Below are 20,597 nucleotides of genomic sequence, written 5' to 3'. Positions count from 1 at the left end.
GGAGAAAGTAAGGTATGAGTGAAATAAATATAAGTGCTGCAGCGGTTAAAGAATTAAGAGAAAAAACCGGTGCAGGTATGATGGACTGTAAAAAAGCATTAATAGAAACCATCGGTAATTTTGAAGAAGCTATAGATTTTCTGCGTAAGAAAGGCTTAGCTGCGGCAGCAAAAAAAGCCGGACGTATTGCTTCTGAAGGTTTAACGGCTGTAAAAGTTGATGGGCTTACTGGAGTGGTGGTTGAAGTAAATTCCGAAACGGATTTTGTTGCTAGAAATGAGCAATTTCAGGATCTAGTTAAGGATATTGCAAATCTTGCAGTAATTGCAAAAACTATAGATACGCTAAAAACATCTAAAATGCAAAGCGGTAAATCAGTTGAAGAAGAGATTATAGAAAATATCGCTACAATCGGTGAAAATTTAACATTACGTCGTATGGATATATTAGAGATATCCGAAGGAGCAATCGGTTCCTACGTACATAATGAAGTTGTACCGAATCTAGGAAAAATTTCCGTATTAGTAGGTCTTGCGTCTAACACAAAAGATAAAGCAAAACTAGAAGCTTTAGCTAAACAAATTGCTGTTCATGTAGCAGGAAATAACCCGCAAAGTATAGATGATTCAAGCTTGGATCAAGCACTCGTAGAGCGTGAGAGAAAAGTATTTTTTGAGAAATCTAAAGAAGAAGGAAAGCCTGATAATATTATAGAAAAAATGGTAGAAGGTAGAATACTTAAATTCTTCTCTGAAGTTGTATTGCTTCAGCAAAATTTCTTATTTGAGCCTAAACTTACTGTTGCGGAAGTAATTAAAAATGCTGAAAAAGAACTCGGTGCAGAAATTAAAATCGCCAAATTTATTAGATACGAACTTGGTGAAGGTATAGAACACGAAGAAAAAAATTTCGCCGATGAAGTAGCAGCCATCACACAGGGTTAACGGTCTTGTTTCATAGCTTCAATGTCATTCCCGCGGGCTCTGGATATATAAGTGTGTAAATTCTAAAATAGGCATTAAATTCGCCCCTCAAATTTTATCAAAAAGTGAGCCATGTCCTCTCCCCAATTTTGGATAGGCATATTTCATTTTCGCGTAATATAGTCAATTGTCAAGTACAAAGTCTTAAATACAGAGTCGTCGTTAGGAAAACCCCTTTTGTTATTAGTAACCTTGCGTAATTGACTATTGACTATTTAAACCTTCGATTGCATTGGTTGTATAAATGATACGCCTAATCACTTCTGGGTATTGTAAAAAAATTATCAAATTCTGCCAATTATTTTGCCATGATTTTGCAATATGTGGGTACTGTTTGCCCCATTTCATATCAAAATCAGATAAGGCAGTAAGTGCTTCATCCTCAGTGATAGAGCTGTATACTAGCTTCAAATCTGCTGCAAGTTCTTTACGGTCTTTATAGCTTACATATGACAAACTATTTCTGATTTGATGTACAATGCACAGCTGATGCTCAGTTTGTGGATATACTGCAGATATCGCCTCACTCATGCCCGTTAGATTATCGCTACAAGCAATTAAGATATCTTTTAATCCCCTGTCTTTCATTTCAGTAAAATTATTTAACCAAAATTTAGCTCCCTCATTCTCGCTAATACACAAGCCTAAAATATCTTTCCTTCCGGTTAAATCTACACCTAAAGCTACATATACTGCCTTATTGATAATTCTCTTATCTTGACGTACTTTAACTATAAGTGCATCAAAATATACTATAGCATATATGGCTTCCAGAGGCCTATTCTGCCAACTCCTGACCTCATCCATAACATTATCGGTAACCCGACTAATAAGGCTTTCACTGTTCTCTGCACCATATAGCTCATGAATCTGAATCTTAATGTCAGAGAGGCTCATCCCTTTAGCATATAAGGATAATATCTTCTGATCTAATCCATCAATCCTAGTCTGACGCTTTGGCACTAGTACAGGAGAAAATTCAGCATTTCTATCACGTGGTACTTCAAGTTCCAATACTCCACCTTCAGTAATTAGGCTTTTTTTGCATACACCATTTCTACTATTGTTAGTCTCTATCCTGCCATATTTGTTATAGACAAGATGCTCATCCATCTCAGCTTTTAAGGCTCTTTCAAATATATTTTTAGTTAACTGCTTTAATATCCCGTCTTTGGCAAAAAAACTCGTTAAATCAGTATCTTTATCTATTAGCAAATCTACTGCTTGTTTTATCTTCTCTTGGTTACTGTTACTCATGTTATTCCTGATAAATTATATTATTGTTAATATAACCTATCCTAGAAATTTACACACTTAGTGAGACAGCACCTGTACTTGACAATTGACTATATTACGCGAAAATGGAATATGCCTATCCAAAATTGGGGAGAGGTCATGGCTCACTTTTTGATAAAATTTGAGGGTCGAATTTAATGCCTATTTTAGAATTTACACACTTATATATCCAGAGCCCGGTTTAAATGCTCTACTACTTTTTTTGCATTATCAGGTGCAACTTGAGCTAAGTTTGCTACGAATAATAAAGATTGCTCTTGCTTTGTTTTACTCACTACAACAGTATCATCGTTAGCCACTTCTTTAAGCTCAGCTTTATTATTTATTAATTCTTTAGCAAGTTCTACCGCATGTTTTTCAGGATTTTTCATAACAAGTGCAGATTTTTCTCTGATCACTTCTTTTTGCACTTCTGCTACAAAAGTATTTTCCGTATAGGCAACGATAGTATTATTGATTGCCTCAGCTAATTTTTGCGGCTCAGGTTTTTTAACATATTCCTCAGCTACTCTTATTTCATTAGCTTGACGTTGCTGATACTCCGCTTGCAGTCTTTGCTCTTCTATTCTTCTATTATTTTCTTCGGCTATCGCTCTTTCATTAGCCTCTTGTTGTGCTAATCTTTCATTTTCATTTCTTCTTTCTTCTTCTTGCTGTTGTTGTTGCTGCTCTATTCTAGCATTTTCTTCACGTTCTGCTTGTAGTCTTTGCTGTCTAACTCTTTCATTAGCCTCACGTTGAGCTTGAGCTTGCTGCTGTTGCTGGTTCTGTTGTGCTTGTGCTGCTCGCCCCTGACCTTGCACTAATTCCTGTGCTAAAACTTGAGCATGAGCATTTTGGACTTGTTGCTCTGCCACTGCATCAGCTTGAACTTGTTGTTGTTGCTGTGCTAATCCTTGAAGCTGTCTATTGGCTTGGACTCGTTGCTGTTCAAATCCTCGAGCCTGATTTTGTAATTGTAGCCGCTGTTGATTTAATGCGTCAGCTGGAGCTTGAAGTGCATCTTGTTGTCGTTGTAACGGTTCAGCTTGAGCTCGTGCTTGCTGTTTTTCTAAGAGAGTTGCACGTGGATTGTTTATTATTTGTTCGAATGGTGCTATCTGCTGACGTAATCTCTCAGTCTCAACTTGTACTCTTGCACGTTCTACCACTCGTTGCTGAGCGAGTACCGGAACTTGAGCTTGAGCTTGGTCTCGTTGCTGAGTGAATGCTTGAACTTGAGCCTATTTTTGCTTCTGTTGCTGCTGTAATGTTTGGACTTGAGCTTGAACTTGCTGTGCTTGAGCCTGCATCGCTTGTGTTTGGGAATTAACTCTTGCTTGCTGCTGTGCTACTTCTTGAGCCGCTGCTTGCCCTGCTTGCTGCACTTGTAGTCCGTTCCTAAAGTTCATAGTTCCTGTAGCCGGATTATAATTATGCCCTTCAGGAATAAATGCACCGCCATTGACCCTAAAAATAGATAATGCTGATACTGCATCTACAGGGTGAACACCGTTAACACTAATTATAATATTTGTACCGGCTACGCTAGAGAGGTTATTTTGAAAAAATACACTACATCCTCCGGTTACATTAAATGTAATATTACCGGAAAATTCTACATCACCGTTAAGAATTAAGTCACGTCTAAGGTCAAATGTTGAGCCGTTAATTTTAGCATTTCCATTGATTGTAACAGAATTAGCATGAACATTATAAGTTCCAGCATCAAAGTTAACTTGGTTAGCATAAATATTTTTACGTAAGTTACGAACATGATTACCCGTAAATGTTAACTTCTCAATCCTTTTATTTACTGCACCGACTTCATAAATATTAGGAGTATTTACAAAAGTTACTTCACCTATATTGGCTTTGCTAGTAGTAATGGTACCGACATAATCTTTATTAAACTTTACTTTGCCGCGATTTGTAAACTCTAAATTACCGGTATGTATTAAATTAGTTCTATTACCTCTATTATTCTGATTATACTGAGCCATATCAAGTTTTTCTTCAAATACGACATCATTACTTGCTACTGTAATCTTCTTTGCATATACCTTTTGTTTGAATTCAGTTTTCTTTCCGTTTTCAATCTGTATCTCAGCAGCTCTAAAATCTTGCACCCCTATATTTTCATGAAAAGTTACCGTATTTTTTGCGTGCCCTCTTACTTGAACTATACCTTGGTTGTCTACTGTATTATTGACTACAATTCCGGAACGTACATCTATATTTCGTTTAGTAGTATCTATAATTACTGTAGAATTTTTCCCTAAACTAATATCTTCGGCAGCAATGTTATTTTCTAAGGTTACTGATATATTATCATCTACTTTAAATATAGAAATACTATGATTATCTCTCCCGTCATTACCAATAGGGCTTTCAAAAACAATATTATTACTTTCTATTTTTACTTTCCCTTGTAAAATATTTCTAGCGTATATTTTAGACTTTACTTTAATAGGGTTCCGGAAAATTATTTCATTAGTTCCTCCGCTCATTACTATAGAATCAACAGCACTAATATCATTGCCGGTAATAATTAATTTAAGATCATTTAAAGATTCTAAAAGATCAATCCGCACTTTTGTGTTTTTATTACCATATATTAATGCTTCCCCTAAAGCGTTGCTGCCTGCAATACGGTAATTATTGGCATTACTATTAATAATATTATTAATAGTAACAATACGGTTAGCACCAAATCCGGGAGTAATTGCAATTCCTCCCATTTCTCTTCGATCGTTAATACCGTTATGCCAATTGTCAATAAAGGTACTTGTACTATAACCGTAAATATTAATATCATTAATTAATTATGATTGAGTGATTTATAAAATTTAAAGAAATAGACCGATTTAATGAAAGGGTAGGGGATTATGGTGTTTGTTTGGCGGATAATTCATTGTGAGAAAATTGCAGCTTTATTGTTTGGCTCTTTTATATCATTCCCGCGAAAGCGGGAATCCAAGTTTCTTTGGTGTCATACCGCGACTTGATCGCGGTATCTTAGGACTTAGTCTGCGATACGAGATCCCGTGGTCCAAGCCACGGGATGACATTAAAGGTTACTGGATTCCCGCCTACGCGGGAAGGTATTGTTGCGTAGATACCAAAACCGTCATTGCGAGGAGCGAAGCGACGTAGCAATCCAGAAAAAGATTAAAAAAAATTCTGTAAATAAGAATTTTTTACTGGATTGCTTCGTCGAATTACTACGTAATTCTTCTCGCAATGACGGAAAACCGGTCCACGCAACAACGCCACGCGGGAATGACATAATAGCTATGAAGTAACATCCTATTCATCATCTATATTAGAAAGCTCATCTTGTAATTCTTGAGAAAATATATCCTCAATCCTCATCATCGTTAGAATCATTTGATTTCTTAAGGGAGTTTTTGAAATTATTTAAGTCTTTATTTTCAAATATTTCAATAGATTTTAAGGTCTCGTTTGGAATTATAACTATAATATTTTTACTTAATTCATCTAAATAATCAGTGGTGACGGAAACTTTTAGCACTCCTCCATATTTGCTCTGTTTGCTACTTACTACAAAATCTTTTAAAGATTTACTTTTAAAATAGTTTTCAGAAGTAAAGACCATTGTTATAAAAAATAGTACTAACGAGATAGTAGTACCTACGGCAAATCCTGCTAATAGCCCTAAGAATCTGTCAATAAAACCGTTTCTCATAAACGAAATTATAGCAAGAAATTTATAAACTATAAAAACACATAAAATTAAAGAGATAACATAGGATATAACACCGGCTATAATTATTCTTATAACCTCATTCTCCATATATTTCCCGATTAGTTCAGAAATATACGGATATAAGAAATATCCTAACATTATAGAAGTAATAAAACCGAGTATTCTAGTTGAAAACCCGATTATACCTTGATATAAGCCGAAAAATGAGAAAAGAGTAATAATAGCAAAAATAGTAATATCAAAAAATGTAATCATTATTGTTAACTTCTATTGAATAATTGGATTTAAATCTTATATACTTTAAGAGGTGATCTATAAAGATATTTTAAAGCTAGCTAAATTCTTTCTTGCTGCAAATTGTAAGATTTTTTTGAAATAGGAACTACTATTACTACAAAAATCTTATTCATTTTCGCTAAAAAAGCTCTTTAATTATCAATTAAAATATCTTTATAGATCACCTCTAATATTATAATTAAAGTTTTATTTATGGGCGATAAAATTTTTCATAACTTATCCGGTAAAACACTCGTTGCTACACCGCATGTAATTACAAAAGGTATTTACCATAAATCCTTAATTTATATGTTATCACACACGGAAGAAGGAGCAATAGGGTTAATATTTAACCGCTTAGTAAATCATATAGATTTAAAATCATTTTTTAAAATAAAAAATGACGAAATAACAACCCCAGTTATGGTTCCTATATATCTTGGCGGACCCGTAGAACATGAAAAAGGTTTTTTTCTTCATTCTAGCGATTATAATAAAAATTTGTTATTGGACTTCCAGAATGATTTAGCAGTAAGCTCTAATTTAGAAATTTCAGAAGATATAACTTTCGGTAAAGGGCCTAAAAATAGCTTATTCATTGTCGGTTATACCGCATGGAAACCAGGGCAGCTTGAAGAAGAATTAGAAAAAAACCTATGGTTGGTTATGGATTGTAATAAAGAATTTATTTTTGCCGATAATCCTGAAAGTAAATGGCATAATGCATTAAAACATTTAGGCATTGATGAAATACATTTCTCATCACAAATAGGAAATGCTTAGAGATTACCTGTTAACCATTTTTCGGTAAGCCTAAGCAATAATGCTTTAAAAATTTTCCCTGGCTGCTAATTAAATACACAAAATTAGAATGTTGTAATTCATATTCGTTTGTTTTTACATCAAATATTTTGGATGTATAGAAGACCTTAAATTGATCTGCTAATTGTTCAATATCTTGGACTCTTCCTGTTAAACCTATAAAATTACCATCTATTTTTTCTAAATATTTTTTTAATACCTCACTTGTATCATGCTCAGGATCTAGAGTAATAAAAACTACTTGTACTACAATATTCTCTTTCTTCAAAATCTTAATAATATCTTCTACTCTTTTTAGTGCTTGGTTGTCATATAAGGAATAGGTAGTACCAAAATAAATCAAACTTAAATGACCTTGCAAATGGGTACTATCAAATTTCTTTCCTTCTTGATCTATAAGAGTGAACTTAATTTTAGGTGAATCGTCCATATTACTAGTTTTTGCACCAATCTTAAGCTTAGACGGAGTTAATGAAGAATAACATAAACATATTACGCCCGTAATCATAGCTAGGGCTATAAAAATTTTTATAATATACATTTGGTTTTTATTATTTCTCATAACCTAAGTAATTATTAATATTTATTTATAATAAAACTTATTCTTATCATATATGCAATAAAAATCATCTTTTACTGTATTAAATAATCGTAATATCTAAATTGTGATATTTTTATCATATACATATTTTTAGTTAAAATAAATTAATTAATTTATTAACTAAGTTGAAATTTTTTAAGTTAATCTTACAGTTAAGATTATTAAATAAAAAAACAACTGATAAGGATAATTAATATGTTAGATTGGTCAAAAATGACTAAAACACACCAACAGCAAGAAATAGAAAAATCTGTTCTTGAAATATTAGAACCTGTTAAGCTTATAAATGAATATGAGCAGAAATATGCACCTATTATTAATCAAAGTAATAAAGCTATAGTCACCTTAGGACCAAACAAAGAAGATTTAAATATTCTAACTAAATTTTTTAAAGATAAACAATTAGAAGTTAAGAGTGATCAATTTGGAAATTTTGAATTTATTGGAACAAGCAAACATGATGATAAAATAGACATCTTTAATGTTCTTGCAAATAAAAATCAACCGAATTTAATGATTTATAACAGTAATTATTTAAATAACAACCATTCATTTGCCCAGTCAATTCTTAATACATTTTTTTTACAAAAGATTTTAGATACTAAACCAACCAAATTTATTTTAGTAATAAAAGATATTGCCATACAAAACGCTCAATCGCCTGATACTCAAAATAAGATAAAAGAGCTTACTAGTGTATTATGGGAATTTACTAATTTATTTGAATTCATGGACACAGATAATAATATATCCGTAATTTTTACCGACACAATAAATGAGAAAACTCAGATTCAAATATCTAATATTTTTAATGAAGCTCTTAAAGAAAAAAGCTTTAGTGAAAAACAAAAATCTATTATTGCTAAATTAACATCCAATTCATACTTTTTCCCTAAGCCTAGTAATAAGCCAAAATACGGAAAAATATTAAAGATAATATATGATAAAGATTATATCACACCTAATAAAAGTAATAAAATAACCATCAATGATTATAATTCACAAGAAATTTTAAGTGCAATAAAGATGATTAATCTAGAAATAAAATCTAATATAGATGCACTTAAAACATAAATAGATAAAATATGGGATAAAGAAAAAAATACAATATTTGATCCATCTAAAAATCAAAAATTAGTACAATTAATAAAAATCCTAAATGATTCTCAAACTAGGAACAATAAAGACAAGACTATAGCAAATTTTCTTAAAGTTAGTGATGAATTATATTCTATTTTGCAAATTTCAAAACCGGAAGATAGTTTAAATTCTCTTATAAATTATTTGAAATATTTTTCCAATATCAATAATTTTCAAGAGAATTCAAATTTAATTAATTCTTCAGAGTGGTTTGATAATTTATTTAGCGATGTAGCAAGCTATAATATAAATGGAGAATTATTAGTAGCTTTCATAGCAATGATAGAGAGTACTAAAGATTCGTTTCTTAAAAAATTAAATGAAACTGTTCAGAACTTTTATAATAACATAAAAACTAACAAAACTTTAGATACTGCAGAAGTTAATGATATATTTAAGCTAAGAGAATTTTTAACAAGAATTAAAACCGCTAATATAAAAAATTTAGAAGATATTAAAACTAACTTAAAATCAAATTTAATAAATTTATCTTTGAATTTATCTATAGATAAAAATATTACTAATTTACAAAAACTAATAAATCCCATAAATGAAGAAGATGCTAAATCGCTATGGGAATATATTGCCGGTTCTATAACAGAAATTATTAAAGACGAAGATATAAATATAGTAATCTATAATAAGCTACTTACTTCTAAAATACTTCCACAACAAGAGATAGATACTTATAATAAGTTAGAGACATTATTAAAAGATGCTTATGACAATATGTCTAAAAAACATAAGGAAGAACAATTATTAAAAAGCACCTATGAAGAGATACCAAAGAATATAAAGAAGAACAATTTTTTAAGCGTCAATTAGCTGAAATTTATTGCCAAAAAGCCAAAATCTCCACAATAACGCCGAATCAATCAATAGAGTTATATAAAAAAGCTGCTGAACTTGGCTCTGTTAAAGCAAATATAGAACTCGGAACTATAGAACTCAGCAAGAAGAATTATTATGAAGCTCTCAAATATTTACACTTAACTCCCGATGCAACCGGCGTATTAAAAGCTTTTGAAAGCTTAATCAATACTCATAAATCAGAAATAATAAGCAAAATACCACAGGGTGGTATCGAAGATATAACAAAATTATCTTTAGTATTAACTGAAGCATATTTAGAACAAGCAAAATATTTTAAGAGTAAGGGGCTAACAAAGTTAGCAGGAGATGCACAAGAATTAACAAGAATAGCATTTTTGGATATTATAACAGCAACAATAACCATAGATGAATATAACAATAATATAATATTACATAACCTTTATAAATGTCTAAGTACTTTATACTCCTCTCTTGATACTCAGCTTAAATTTAATAAAATAGCCGCAAAATATAAAGATTTTACTCAACAATTTAATAATACGGGAAAAGATGAGAACCCATATCTACTTAGCCTTAAGGATATACCTAACGATTATAATGAAGATTCTAGCAATATGTTAGGTGCTTGTTATAATTCCTCAGAGTATCCTCAATGAGAAAAATTTAATATCTCTTAATACAATTTTTATAGACAAGTAGAAATGTGGTGCTAGTATAAAAATAGCTATATTTAACGATGAATTAGATTATGACAAATAATCAATTTTCCGAAGATACCAAAAAAATCGCCGATCAAATAAAAGATGCATTAATGGGTATTAGTGACGATCTTGTACTTGAGAGTAAAGAGGTGGAGGAAATTTTTGAAGAATTAAGCCAAAATGAAGAGTTTGAGTATGAGATAGAGCGGATACTTGCTATCTTAAACGAACAAACTATGGATTTAACTCAACTGCAAAGCCGAATTATCTTATTAATCCGTAAGTATTTAGGTAAAACTAAAAACTTAAAGCTTAAAATGCTTAAAATGGATGAGAAGCTCATTAACAAGAATGTTGCCGAAGTCAGTAATTATTTAATGCATCAGCATTCTAAAATAGTGAGAGATGCTAATAAAAACCTTGCAAACCCAAAAGATAAATTGCAAGGTATAACGCGGCAAGCTAGAATGGACTTAAAGCGTTTAATAAAGAGCTTTGCCGTTTATCAAGTTTATATGTTTATGAATCCAAAAAGAATAGCAGGAGAAACAAAGCTAATGAACTTCGCCTATAATATGATCAGAGGGGGAATGAAACTCGCTAAAAAATATGAAGGCGGCAAGGAAAAAGACATTAAATCATATTCACCTAGACTTATTAAAAAACTTGAAAAAGCTCATGCCGGCTTTAAAAAAAGTGGCGGTATATCAATTTAACTATTGTATCTTTTTATAAAGAGCTTATATTAAACTATAGTAAACGCAGTTGAATTATGTGCTATTTATAGGAAATGTTTTATTTTTTAAGAATATAGCGAATGCCAGCGAATAGCTAACCCATTTACGGCATGAGATATGTTTTTAAAAAATTAAAATATAATGTATAAATCGTATATAATTCAACTGTGTTTACTATAAAATTAATATTATGATAGGTATCAAGCTTTCAACTTAAATTATTCATGTAAACTTAATATTTCGGAACTAATAACTTGGGTACATCTTGGCTGCAGTACTCAAGAAAAACACCACGCTCAACCTGTAAAAATTAACATACAATTTGTTATGCAGAAATCGTACGACTAGTACAAAAACTTTCTCAAGAAAATCACTTTAATCTTATCGAGTATTTAGCTGCACAAATATATGATATTATTTATCAAAATTTTATCGAATCTAAATTAGAAAAGATTTTTCTAAACGTAACCGTTACTAAATTAAAATCACCGGTTTCAGGAGTGCATGGCGGAGTTTCTTTTTCTTATTCCGGAAAGGATATATACTACAAGTCAATGAAGAGTTGGGTAGACGAAGCTTAATTTGAAAAAGAGCAAGGAGATTGTAAGCCGAGGAACGGAGCGTATAATAATACGTGAGTACCGAAGGACTTACAAAGCGACGAAGTCAATTTTTCAAATTCAGCGAGTATACTATGATTTATATTTCTATAGGCAGTATTTAGGTAATAGACTTTTAAATATTAAAAAAGCTCTAAATTTACTAAAAAGCTGTAATTTTAGATTTCTTAAGCAATCTATTATTTTTGAAACACAAGTTATTCTACCACCTAATGCCGATAAAGCTTGGAATAAGTCATATTTAAATATGGTGGTGCGGGGTAAAAGTACTTTAACGCCTAGTAAACTTCTAATTGAGCTTAAAAAGATTGAAAAACAACTAGGTCGAGCAGACTCTTACGATAAATGGTCTCCAAGAGTTATTGACTTAGATATCCTACTTTGGAGTAATTGCCATATAGATTTACCTGATTTAAAAATACCGCATCCTGAATTATTAAACAGACCGTTTCTTATTCATCTAATTGCAGGTTTAAGCTTGGAATGTCGTTATTCATGTCCGACTAATAATTTTTACAATAATAAAACCTTTGCAGAAATAGCACATTTAATTGAAAATCAAGGAGTTATACGCTCTCTTGTTTTAAATCCTCAATTTATCGGTATTTTAAATATTACTCCTGATTCTTTTTCTGATGGAGGATTAAATTTTCATAAAGAAGATGCCGTTAGAAATTTTGTACGCTTGATAAATGAAGGGGCTACAATAATTGAGCTTGGATCACAATCAACACGTCCTTCTGCTTTAATTATTAATGAAGATGAAGAATATGAAAGGCTTGAGAATGTTCTTGAAGAGCTTAGGGAAGTTATAGTCAGTATTGATAGTTTTACTCCTGAAGTAATTAAAAATGTTTTAAAAAAAATACCCTATTTCCTGTATAAACTTGGTTAAAAATAATCTAGATAATTATACATTACGATTAATTGCCGATTATAATTGTAAAATTATTACTATGCACTCATTAACCGTTCCACCGCAAAAACAAAAATGTCTTGATTTCGATAACTCTCCACTTGCTAGCTTAAATATATGGGCAGAGCAAGAAATAACAAGATTAGAAAAATGTGGATTTGATAGAAAAAATATCATTCTTGATCCTGGAATTGGTTTTGGAAAATCCGTTTATCAAAATTTATATATATTACAACATATTAAAAAATTTAAAAATCTAGGATGTGAGATATTGGTAGGACACTCACGAAAATCTTATATTTCTGCTTTTTATAATTCCAAAGCATCGGAAAGAGATTTAGAAACAATAGCAATATCAAAATATTTAACAAAGCATGGAGCTGATTATTTACGAGTGCATAATGTTATAGATCATCAAAGATTTTTTGTAACAGACCATATGACTAGGCACTGTTAACAAAGTTATTTTAATTGATAATTAAAGGGATTTTTTAGCAAAAATTAATAAGATTTTTGCTGGAATAGCTAGTCCTATTTCAAAAAAATCTTATAATTTGCAGTAAAAAAGAATTTAATTAGCTTTAAAATTAACTTTGTTAACAGTGCCTAAACATTCATCTCATGAAAAATAGAAAAATCATCGGTATAATGGCATGTGACCCACAAGGGGTGATAGGTAATAAAGGTCAGATGCCTTGGTCTTATATTAAGGAGTTTGAATATTTTTATCAGACGGTAAAATATAATATTATAGTCATGGGACGAAAAACCTTTGACTCTATACCTGCAAAGATTTTAAAAAATTGTATTTGTATTGTTTTTTCAAGAAATACACCATTACAATCTTATAATAATATATTTTTTATTAAATCTTTAGATGATTTTTGGCGGGTAATAAAGCCTTTTACTGATAAGAAAATTTTTATGGTTGGAGGGGCAGAAATAGCGACTCTTTTCCTAGAACAAAATCTTATTGATGAATTTTTACTTACAAAAATAAATAAAAATTATGATGGAGATACTTTTTTTCCTATTGATTTTCTAGCAGAATGGCATCCTGTAATAATAGATAAAACAAATGATTATCAAATTTACAAATTCATTAAATAAAGAGGTAAGATGAAATTTTTAGAACAGCTTAATATAGATCTTGAACAATATAATCTTTTAAATCATCCATTTTATCAATTATGGAATATGGGGAAACTTACTCATTATACTTTACAAATTTACGCAAAAGAATATTATCATCACGTTACAGCTTTCCCACGTTATATAAGTGCAATACATTCCAAATGTAGTGATATACAAGCTAGGCAAATATTACTTGGTAATCTTATAGAAGAAGAGCAAGGTGAAAAAAATCACCCGGAACTATGGAAACGTTTTGCTGAAGGGCTTGGATGTTTAAGAAGCCAGCTCACTTCAGAACCTAAATTAAACTCAACTCAAAAACTTGTTCAAGGTTATTTTAACTTAACAGAGAAATCTTTTTCTATAGGTCTTGGAGCACTTTATGCTTATGAGCGTCAGACTCCTGAAGTATCTGACTCTAAAATTCAAGGGTTACAAAAATTTTATGGAATTTCAGATTACAGAACTTTACAATTTTTCATTGTTCATAGTAAAGTTGATCAATGGCATACACAAGAATGTGCAAATTTGATTAATAATTTAAGCTCAAAAGAACAAAAATTAGTATATCAAGGAGCGATAAAAGGTGCAAAACTACTATGGCAATTTCTAGACGGTATACCTCGAGTAAATGAAGAGTTGGTATACGAAAGTCAATTTTAAAAAGAGCAAGGAGTTCAAAGTCCTCGGAGCGGAGTGTATACTTAAACGTTCAGCACCACAGCTCTTGTAGAACGACGTAGCCAATTTTTGAAATTCTACCTGAGTATACAACGTATCAATAATTTAACTATTATTCTCTTTCATAAAATGAAAAATATCTTCCTACATTCCTTAAGCCTTGAAAATTATCGTAATTTTAAAAATCTTGAATTAAAAACAGATAATACACCAATAATTTTAATAGGTGAAAACGGTAGCGGTAAAACTAATATTTTAGAAGCTATATCACTATTTTATCCAGGCAGGGGCTTGCGATCAGCGAAACTTGCCGATATATGCAAGGCTTCAGAAGATCAGTGTCTAGTTAAAGCTCTATTGCAAAGCAAATTAGGGCTTGCAGAATTTACCACACAATTTAAACGTAGCTCTAATAGAAGAATAACCGAGTATAACGAAAGTAAAATAGCCAATAATGAGTTAAGTAAATTTACCAGCATGGTATGGCTGACTCCGCAAATGGAAGGTATCTTTACAAGCGGTAGTAGTGATAGAAGAAAATTTCTTGATAGAATAGTTTATAATTTTGATTCAAAGCATGCAGAATTAGTTAGTAAATATGAATATTACATGTATGAGAGAAATAAAATTCTAGCAGAAGATATAAGAGATGATAATTGGCTGAAAATCATCGAAGAAAAAATGGCTGATATATCTAGTCATATTGCTAATAATCGCTTAAAAACCTTAGAATTTATGCAGCAAGCAATAGATGAACTTGAAAATGAGTTTCCAAAAGCCGATTTATCGATTGACGGCATTGTTGAACAAAAAATATTAGACGGCGAAGAAAATATTGTTAATTTTATTACTGCAGAACTTTATCAAACAAGAAGCAAAGATAAACTACTTGGTCGCACTAGTTTTGGAGTTCATAAAAGCGACTTTTTAGTAAAGCATCAAAAGAAAAATATCTTAGCCAAATTCTGTTCTACCGGTGAACAAAAAGCTATATTAATTGCAATAATTCTTGCTGAAATGAATTATGCTATAAAGCTAACTAAAATAGCACCGATTTTACTTTTAGACGAAGTCTTTGTGCATCTAGACGACAAAAGACGAGGGTATTTAATCGAATTTTTTACCGCTTTAAACATGCAACTATGGGTTACCGCTACCGATCTAGAGGGAATAGAAAATTTTGCAAGTAAAGCACAATTGATTAAGTTATAATTATTTAGCTTGGATTATTTTTAAATAACCTAAATTGGCATATTCTATAATTTTTTGATCAAAACACGCATTAGTAGTTCTAGTAGCTGCTATAATAAATCTATCTGCCGGGTCTTTATGTTCATAATGAGGTAAGAGGCAGCTTTGTATTAAAATTGAAACCGACAGGTCAATTAAATTTAAGCCAGGTATAGATAGTAACTTATCAATCCAATCATTTAACTCAATTGAAAATGCTATTTTACCTTTATTTTCAAGCATTACTATTTCCCATATAGATATAGCAGATATATATAGCTATTTTGCTCTCTTATTTTATCTATTAAATTGATTTGTGCTTCAGATAATCTAATTCCTTCTACATACCAAATTAATATATGAGTATCTAAAATCAACCCATCTTGGTTACTAGCCTCAATATCAGTCATTATTTACTTCCCAGTCAGATTCACAAGAAAAATTTACTATATCATCATTAATTTTAACAGTACCTCTTAAACAACCAAAATAACTTTTTTTATTTTCTTTGGTATAAGTATCTAGAGGCACTACCTTAGCAACCGGCAATTTTCTTTTTTTAATAATAAAAGAATTATGTTTACTTTTAACTTGATCAACTAGATTTAAGAAATGCTTTTTAAACTCAGTAACAGATATTTGAACATTACTATTTTTCATAATATAAATACAATTAATATTTATCTTAATACTATATGACTACTAAATATAGGTTATATAGTACTTAGAGTATAGTCATAAAATATAAAAACAGCAAACTAAATTTAAAGTTTTTTGTATGTAAAATCTATTGCTTAATCTTTTAAAACTCCTTAGAATTATTTTTTTATTTAAGAAAAATATATGACAACACAAGCTAATAAAATATCCTACGATGAAGTACCTTACTCTCCATTTACTTTCAGTTATACCTCCCCACCGTATTTAAGAACTATCGGTAAGCTATTTGGACTAAACCCTCCGCCTCTTGAAACTGCTAAAGTACTTGATATCGGTTGTGGAGTTGGTGTTAATCTGCTTAACTTTGCTGAAATATATCCTAAATCACAATCTCTAGGTGTTGACTTATCCAAAACACAAATAGAATTAGGTAAAAAAATTATCAGTGATTTGAAAATAAAAAACGCCGAACTAAAAGCATTATCTATATTAGACCTTGATGAGTCATACGTTAAGTTTGATTATATAGTTTGTCACGGCATATATTCGTGGGTGCCTAAAGAAGTACAAGATAAAATACTCGAAGTCTGTAATAAACTGCTAAATCAAAACGGTATCGCTTTCGTAAGCTATAATACGCTGCCTGGCTGGAATATGCAGAGAACAATACGTGAAATGATGATGTTCCATTCAGAGCTATTTAATACTAGCCATGATAAATTACAGCAAGCTAAATTACTTTTAAAGTTCATCAATGACTCATTAGAAAGCTCTACAACACCTTATTCTAATTTCCTACGAGATGAAACAAAATTATTATCTGCATATACGGACTCATATGTATTGCATGAATATTTAGGTGAAATTAATACAGGTACATATTTTCACCAATTCATAGAAAAAGCTCAAAAAAATCATCTAAATTACTTAGGTGATACGTCGCTTACTGCAATGTTTATCGGTAATTTACCGGCTAAAGCAGCAGAACAACTACAAGCTGTTAACGATATTGTTCGTACAGAGCAATATATGGATTTTATCACTAATAGAAAATTCCGTTCGACATTATTATGTCATCAAAACATACCTATAAACAGAAAAATTGAATTTAATAATTTAAAAGGGTTTTATACTAGCCTTAATATTAGACCGGTAACTCCAGAAAAAGATGTTGATTTAACTAACGAACAGGAAAATGTTAGCTTCTATTACGAAAATTTACCTGATCCTTTTATTTCAACCACTTCACCGATTATGAAAGCTATTTTATATGTATATGCTGAAAATATTAGCAATCCGATAAGCTTAGAACAAGTAGCAAAAGAAGCTTTTAAAAAGCTTGGTAAATATCAATTACAAGATTTCTTAGCAGCATTAGAACAGCATTTTATCACATTCATTTTTCAAGGTTATCTAAAAATATTTGAGACCAAGCCGCATGCTATAGCAACTATCACCGAAAAACCCAAAACTAGCGAATTTGCAAGATACCAAGCAAAACAAGCACATTTTAATAATGTAACTAGCGTGTTTAGCGTCACTAATAGACTTAACGATATGGTAGGTATACCGATACATGAAAAATATATTTTAGAAATGTTAGACGGTACGCATAATATTGATGATATTAAGAAAGTAGTTCTTGAAAAAATTAATTCAAAACTTTTAACCGCTCGTGACGATAAAGGGCAAGAAGTAACTGATCCAAAACTATTAAAAGAATTTGTTGACTATGTAGTTACTGCATCCCTTGAGAAATTTCGGATGAACTATCTGTTAGTAGGGTAAGTTAGTATGACCTTGTCGTCATTGCGAGCGACTAAAAGGAGCATGGCAATCCAGCAGAAATATACTTCGAGTAATGAAGAGTAGCTATACGAAGTTAGTTCAACTTAGAAAAGAGTAATAGGTCCGTAAACCAAGCGTTGTTGTATGGCTTGTTTATGTCATTCCTGCGAAAGCAGGAATCCAAAAAAAAGCATAAATATAGCAAATTTTTTAAATTAAAAGCTCGATTTATCTCGCTTTATGATGGATTCCTGCTTTCGCAGGAATGACACCGAGCGTGTTTTTCGAGCCATGCAACAAGACCGCAGCCATGGCTGCGTGGTAATCTCATGAAATAATAACAAACTCCTGAGATTGCTTCGTCAATTTACTATTGTAAATTTCCTCGCAATGACAAAAAATATACTCCTGTGAAATGAAGAGTTGTTATACGAAGTTCAACTTGAAAAAGAGCAAGGAGTCTATAAGCCGAGGAGCGGAACGTATACTTAATACGTGAGCATCCGAGAACTTACAAAGACGACGTAGCCAATTTTTCAAGTGGGGCGAGTATCTACGCTACTAATTTTTCACGTAATACTTCAACTAACTTATTAATTGCTTCGGTTGGGTGGATGTTTTCAAGGATAGCAAGCTCGCCTGCGAGTCTATTTAAAGCTGATTCGTAGAGTGTTCTTTCACTGTAAGAACGATCATTATCAACATTTTTATGTAAGTCCCGTAATACTTCGGCTATGGCTACAATATTACCTGAGTTAATTTTGCCTTCATATTCTTGGGCTCTTCTACTCCACATTCTATTTCCTTGTTTTGGTTTACCTTGAAGAGTTGAATATATGACATCTAAATCTTTTCTGCTTGCAACCGCTCTAAGACCAACAACCGCAGCTCTACTAACAGGCACTTTTAATGTCATTTTATCTTGCGAAAAGGAAATTACATATACTTTAATTTCAGTACCTGCAATAGTATGATATTCAATATTTGTTATTTCACCAACTCCATGTGCAGGATAGACAATTCTCTGCCCTATTTTAAACTCGGATTTTTGTTCGGTTTTATTTTCGGATTGTGTTGTATTTGCCATTATTAATTCCTCCGTAGTGGTTTTAGTGCCTAAGAACTTAATGTTAGACTATTATTTTCTATAGCATAGCACATTTTGCTTCTATTATAAAGTAGATATTTTTATTGAAATAAAATTGATATGCTTTTATTGTAGAGAAAGTTAATAGTTAAGGGAAAGTTATGCGAAGTATTTTTATCGTGCCGATATTTTTATTATTTTTGAGTAGTTGTTCAGAAGAAAAAACACAAAATAAGAACCAAGAAGAGAAACAAATAATAGGGCAGGAAACTCTGCAAAACAACAACACTTCTCAAGAAATAAATCAAGAAGCAGTAAATTCTGAAAATGCAGCTGAATCGATAGCACCTGCTAACGATAATAATCAGACTGATGAAGTATCAACGCCGGCTTCACAAGAACAAAAAAATCCTGAAATAAAACCTGTTAAAGTTACTTTTAAAGTTGATGATAATGATATCGTTCTCGGTAACAAAAAATCAAATGTTATAGTAGTCGAGTATTTTTCTCCTACCTGTCCGCATTGTGCTTATTATCATCAAACAATTTTTCCGGAACTTAAGAAAAAATATATAGATACTAATAAAATTGCATATGTGGTTCGTGAATTTATTGCTACAAAACAAGATTTAGACGCTGCAATTTTAGCCCGCTGCAAGGGTGATATAAATAGTTTTGTACAGTTTCATAATATCATATTACAACAACAAGATAAATGGGCATATAGCAATAAATACAGAGAATTATTAACTGATATAGGTCAGCTTGGCGGTGTTCCTCCGGAAGAATATAAGCAATGTTTAAATAGTGATAAAATTACTGAAACGCTAATTGCTAATACTAATTTTGTAGCAAAAGCACCAAAATTTATAGGTACTCCTTCTTTCTTCGTTAACGGAGTACAAACCGGAAATTATAGTATAGATAGTATTTCTACGGCAGTCGATAAAGCTTTAGAGGAACAGAAAGAAAAAGCAAAAAATGAGATGAGTTTGTAATTTTGACAGTAGATCGTCATTGCGAGCAGTCGTTAGACTGCGTGGTAATCTCGTCAAATATCCTGCGATTGCTTCGTCGACGCCTATGGCGTCTTCTCGCAATGACGGAGATAAACTAATGAATACGGAAAAACTAAAAGATATCAAAGCAAGAATTAAAGACTTAAAAACTCCTAAGTTTTCTAATCCTAAAATTCGGCAAGAAATTAGCCCGTTCACTATCGCTGTAGATTTAGTTTCAGGTACAATGGTAGGTGTCGTAATTGGAAGATTTACGGATAAGTTTTTTAATTCTAAACCTTTATTTCTTATTATATTTACAATAATAGGAATGATTGCCGGCTTTAACATTATAAGGCAAAAAGTGAATAATAAAAAGTAAGG

At 31.3% G+C, this 20,597-nt stretch carries 24 protein-coding genes and 2 pseudogenes; 16 read left to right on the top strand and 10 right to left on the bottom strand.

Going from position 1 to position 20,597, the window contains the following annotated elements:
* Positions 1-14 precede the first annotated feature (14 nt).
* Complete coding sequence (gene tsf, locus AC5587_RS07430; protein ID WP_499162327.1) at positions 15-944, top strand: translation elongation factor Ts; 930 nt, start codon at positions 15-17, stop codon at positions 942-944.
* Between the two features lie 74 nt (positions 945-1,018).
* Here the strand turns inward: tsf and AC5587_RS07425 are convergent.
* From AC5587_RS07425 to AC5587_RS07415, 3 genes and pseudogenes are all read right to left on the bottom strand, one after another.
* Positions 1,019-2,240, bottom strand: a pseudogene (locus tag AC5587_RS07425) (IS256 family transposase).
* 200 nt (positions 2,241-2,440) lie between these two features.
* Positions 2,441-3,430 carry a hypothetical protein gene (locus AC5587_RS07420; protein ID WP_499162326.1) on the bottom strand — a complete coding sequence of 330 codons (990 nt, stop codon included), beginning with the start codon at positions 3,428-3,430 and terminating at the stop codon, positions 2,441-2,443.
* Between the two features lie 72 nt (positions 3,431-3,502).
* Positions 3,503-4,999: a hypothetical protein gene (locus AC5587_RS07415; RefSeq protein WP_499162325.1), complete on the bottom strand. Its 1,497-nt coding sequence runs from the start codon at positions 4,997-4,999 to the stop codon at positions 3,503-3,505.
* A 175-nt stretch (positions 5,000-5,174) separates the two neighbouring features.
* On the opposite strand from AC5587_RS07415, the gene AC5587_RS07410 reads away from it, so the two are divergent.
* Positions 5,175-5,414 (top strand): hypothetical protein, encoded by a 240-nt coding sequence (locus AC5587_RS07410; protein ID WP_499162324.1) that lies wholly within the window; start codon positions 5,175-5,177, stop codon positions 5,412-5,414.
* On the opposite strand, the gene AC5587_RS07405 is transcribed toward AC5587_RS07410, so the two are convergent.
* Complete coding sequence (locus tag AC5587_RS07405; RefSeq protein ID WP_499162323.1) at positions 5,389-5,547, bottom strand: hypothetical protein; 159 nt, start codon at positions 5,545-5,547, stop codon at positions 5,389-5,391. The two genes, AC5587_RS07410 and AC5587_RS07405, sit on opposite strands and share 26 nt — an antisense overlap.
* Before the next feature lie 20 nt (positions 5,548-5,567).
* Positions 5,568-6,243, bottom strand: a pseudogene (locus AC5587_RS07400) (CvpA family protein).
* 234 nt (positions 6,244-6,477) lie between these two features.
* On the opposite strand from AC5587_RS07400, the gene AC5587_RS07395 reads away from it, so the two are divergent.
* Positions 6,478-7,047 carry a YqgE/AlgH family protein gene (locus tag AC5587_RS07395; protein WP_499162322.1) on the top strand — a complete coding sequence of 190 codons (570 nt, stop codon included), beginning with the start codon at positions 6,478-6,480 and terminating at the stop codon, positions 7,045-7,047.
* Positions 7,048-7,057: 10 nt separating this feature from the next.
* Here the strand turns inward: AC5587_RS07395 and AC5587_RS07390 are convergent, their stop codons facing one another.
* Positions 7,058-7,648, bottom strand: coding sequence for an SCO family protein (locus AC5587_RS07390; RefSeq protein WP_499162321.1), 591 nt, complete (start codon positions 7,646-7,648; stop codon positions 7,058-7,060).
* Positions 7,649-7,882: 234 nt separating this feature from the next.
* Between AC5587_RS07390 and AC5587_RS07385 the strand changes: the two genes are divergently transcribed.
* The 10 genes from AC5587_RS07385 to recF all read left to right on the top strand — a co-directional run bounded on the left by AC5587_RS07385 (position 7,883) and on the right by recF (position 15,662).
* Positions 7,883-8,761, top strand: a complete 879-nt coding sequence (locus AC5587_RS07385) for a hypothetical protein (protein WP_499162320.1) — start codon at positions 7,883-7,885, stop codon at positions 8,759-8,761.
* A gap of 162 nt (positions 8,762-8,923) precedes the next feature.
* Entirely contained in the window at positions 8,924-9,652 is a 729-nt protein-coding gene (locus AC5587_RS07380) for a hypothetical protein (protein ID WP_499162319.1), read from the top strand.
* Positions 9,653-10,035: 383 nt separating this feature from the next.
* Positions 10,036-10,317 (top strand): hypothetical protein, encoded by a 282-nt coding sequence (locus tag AC5587_RS07375; RefSeq protein WP_499162318.1) that lies wholly within the window; start codon positions 10,036-10,038, stop codon positions 10,315-10,317.
* A 92-nt stretch (positions 10,318-10,409) separates the two neighbouring features.
* Positions 10,410-11,078, top strand: a complete 669-nt coding sequence (locus AC5587_RS07370) for a DUF5394 family protein (RefSeq protein WP_499162317.1) — start codon at positions 10,410-10,412, stop codon at positions 11,076-11,078.
* A gap of 341 nt (positions 11,079-11,419) precedes the next feature.
* Positions 11,420-11,680 (top strand): dihydroneopterin aldolase, encoded by a 261-nt coding sequence (locus AC5587_RS07365; RefSeq protein WP_499163020.1) that lies wholly within the window; start codon positions 11,420-11,422, stop codon positions 11,678-11,680.
* Between the two features lies 1 nt (position 11,681).
* Positions 11,682-12,614 (top strand): 2-amino-4-hydroxy-6-hydroxymethyldihydropteridine diphosphokinase, encoded by a 933-nt coding sequence (folK, locus tag AC5587_RS07360; RefSeq protein ID WP_499162316.1) that lies wholly within the window; start codon positions 11,682-11,684, stop codon positions 12,612-12,614.
* Positions 12,607-13,092, top strand: coding sequence for a dihydropteroate synthase (locus AC5587_RS07355; RefSeq protein WP_499162315.1), 486 nt, complete (start codon positions 12,607-12,609; stop codon positions 13,090-13,092). Before folK ends, AC5587_RS07355 begins: the two co-directional genes overlap by 8 nt.
* Positions 13,093-13,256: 164 nt before the next feature.
* Entirely contained in the window at positions 13,257-13,745 is a 489-nt protein-coding gene (locus tag AC5587_RS07350) for a dihydrofolate reductase (RefSeq protein WP_499162314.1), read from the top strand.
* Between the two features lie 9 nt (positions 13,746-13,754).
* The gene (locus AC5587_RS07345; protein ID WP_499162313.1) at positions 13,755-14,432 is read left to right on the top strand and encodes a CADD family putative folate metabolism protein; all 678 of its coding nucleotides are present in this window, start codon (positions 13,755-13,757) and stop codon (positions 14,430-14,432) included.
* 147 nt (positions 14,433-14,579) lie between these two features.
* Positions 14,580-15,662, top strand: coding sequence for a DNA replication/repair protein RecF (gene recF / locus AC5587_RS07340; RefSeq protein WP_499163019.1), 1,083 nt, complete (start codon positions 14,580-14,582; stop codon positions 15,660-15,662).
* Here recF and AC5587_RS07335 read toward each other — a convergent pair whose 3' ends face one another.
* Genes AC5587_RS07335 through AC5587_RS07325 form a run of 3 tightly spaced genes read right to left on the bottom strand, consistent with a single transcriptional unit; the run spans position 15,663 to position 16,340 of the window.
* Entirely contained in the window at positions 15,663-15,923 is a 261-nt protein-coding gene (locus AC5587_RS07335; RefSeq protein WP_499162312.1) for a PIN domain-containing protein, read from the bottom strand.
* Between the two features lie 2 nt (positions 15,924-15,925).
* On the bottom strand, positions 15,926-16,090 hold the full coding sequence (locus tag AC5587_RS07330; RefSeq protein WP_499162311.1) for a hypothetical protein: 165 nt from the start codon (positions 16,088-16,090) through the stop codon (positions 15,926-15,928).
* Positions 16,083-16,340, bottom strand: coding sequence for a type II toxin-antitoxin system Phd/YefM family antitoxin (locus AC5587_RS07325; protein ID WP_499162310.1), 258 nt, complete (start codon positions 16,338-16,340; stop codon positions 16,083-16,085). The genes AC5587_RS07330 and AC5587_RS07325 overlap by 8 nt, the downstream gene beginning before the upstream one ends.
* Before the next feature lie 183 nt (positions 16,341-16,523).
* On the opposite strand from AC5587_RS07325, the gene AC5587_RS07320 reads away from it, so the two are divergent.
* The gene (locus tag AC5587_RS07320) at positions 16,524-18,128 is read left to right on the top strand and encodes a methyltransferase regulatory domain-containing protein (protein WP_499162309.1); all 1,605 of its coding nucleotides are present in this window, start codon (positions 16,524-16,526) and stop codon (positions 18,126-18,128) included.
* Positions 18,129-18,681: 553 nt separating this feature from the next.
* Here the strand turns inward: AC5587_RS07320 and AC5587_RS07315 are convergent.
* Entirely contained in the window at positions 18,682-19,215 is a 534-nt protein-coding gene (locus tag AC5587_RS07315) for a CarD family transcriptional regulator (RefSeq protein ID WP_011270389.1), read from the bottom strand.
* A gap of 161 nt (positions 19,216-19,376) precedes the next feature.
* On the opposite strand from AC5587_RS07315, the gene AC5587_RS07310 reads away from it, so the two are divergent.
* Positions 19,377-20,213: a DsbA family protein gene (locus tag AC5587_RS07310; protein WP_499162308.1), complete on the top strand. Its 837-nt coding sequence runs from the start codon at positions 19,377-19,379 to the stop codon at positions 20,211-20,213.
* 118 nt (positions 20,214-20,331) lie between these two features.
* On the top strand, positions 20,332-20,595 hold the full coding sequence (locus AC5587_RS07305) for an AtpZ/AtpI family protein (protein WP_410526714.1): 264 nt from the start codon (positions 20,332-20,334) through the stop codon (positions 20,593-20,595).
* The last annotated feature ends 2 nt before the right edge of the window (positions 20,596-20,597 follow it).

The organism is Rickettsia endosymbiont of Hedychridium roseum (assembly GCF_964028255.1).
In the GTDB taxonomy this organism is placed as follows: domain Bacteria; phylum Pseudomonadota; class Alphaproteobacteria; order Rickettsiales; family Rickettsiaceae; genus Rickettsia; species Rickettsia asembonensis.
This window is presented reverse-complemented; position numbering and strand designations above follow the sequence as displayed.

What these genes read in the sequence shown, in the direction of transcription:
- tsf (WP_499162327.1), top strand. Translation starts at nt 15, where the DNA reads ATGAGTGAAATAAATATAAGTGCTGCAGCGGTTAAAGAATTAAGAGAA.
- AC5587_RS07415 (WP_499162325.1), bottom strand. Translation starts at nt 4,999, where the DNA reads ATGGGAGGAATTGCAATTACTCCCGGATTTGGTGCTAACCGTATTGTT.
- AC5587_RS07405 (WP_499162323.1), bottom strand. Translation starts at nt 5,547, where the DNA reads ATGTCATTCCCGCGTGGCGTTGTTGCGTGGACCGGTTTTCCGTCATTG.
- AC5587_RS07395 (WP_499162322.1), top strand. Translation starts at nt 6,478, where the DNA reads ATGGGCGATAAAATTTTTCATAACTTATCCGGTAAAACACTCGTTGCT.
- AC5587_RS07390 (WP_499162321.1), bottom strand. Translation starts at nt 7,648, where the DNA reads ATGAGAAATAATAAAAACCAAATGTATATTATAAAAATTTTTATAGCC.
- AC5587_RS07385 (WP_499162320.1), top strand. Translation starts at nt 7,883, where the DNA reads ATGTTAGATTGGTCAAAAATGACTAAAACACACCAACAGCAAGAAATA.
- AC5587_RS07370 (WP_499162317.1), top strand. Translation starts at nt 10,410, where the DNA reads ATGACAAATAATCAATTTTCCGAAGATACCAAAAAAATCGCCGATCAA.
- AC5587_RS07350 (WP_499162314.1), top strand. Translation starts at nt 13,257, where the DNA reads ATGAAAAATAGAAAAATCATCGGTATAATGGCATGTGACCCACAAGGG.
- AC5587_RS07345 (WP_499162313.1), top strand. Translation starts at nt 13,755, where the DNA reads ATGAAATTTTTAGAACAGCTTAATATAGATCTTGAACAATATAATCTT.
- recF (WP_499163019.1), top strand. Translation starts at nt 14,580, where the DNA reads ATGAAAAATATCTTCCTACATTCCTTAAGCCTTGAAAATTATCGTAAT.
- AC5587_RS07335 (WP_499162312.1), bottom strand. Translation starts at nt 15,923, where the DNA reads ATGCTTGAAAATAAAGGTAAAATAGCATTTTCAATTGAGTTAAATGAT.
- AC5587_RS07330 (WP_499162311.1), bottom strand. Translation starts at nt 16,090, where the DNA reads ATGACTGATATTGAGGCTAGTAACCAAGATGGGTTGATTTTAGATACT.
- AC5587_RS07325 (WP_499162310.1), bottom strand. Translation starts at nt 16,340, where the DNA reads ATGAAAAATAGTAATGTTCAAATATCTGTTACTGAGTTTAAAAAGCAT.
- AC5587_RS07320 (WP_499162309.1), top strand. Translation starts at nt 16,524, where the DNA reads ATGACAACACAAGCTAATAAAATATCCTACGATGAAGTACCTTACTCT.
- AC5587_RS07315 (WP_011270389.1), bottom strand. Translation starts at nt 19,215, where the DNA reads ATGGCAAATACAACACAATCCGAAAATAAAACCGAACAAAAATCCGAG.
- AC5587_RS07310 (WP_499162308.1), top strand. Translation starts at nt 19,377, where the DNA reads ATGCGAAGTATTTTTATCGTGCCGATATTTTTATTATTTTTGAGTAGT.
- AC5587_RS07305 (WP_410526714.1), top strand. Translation starts at nt 20,332, where the DNA reads ATGAATACGGAAAAACTAAAAGATATCAAAGCAAGAATTAAAGACTTA.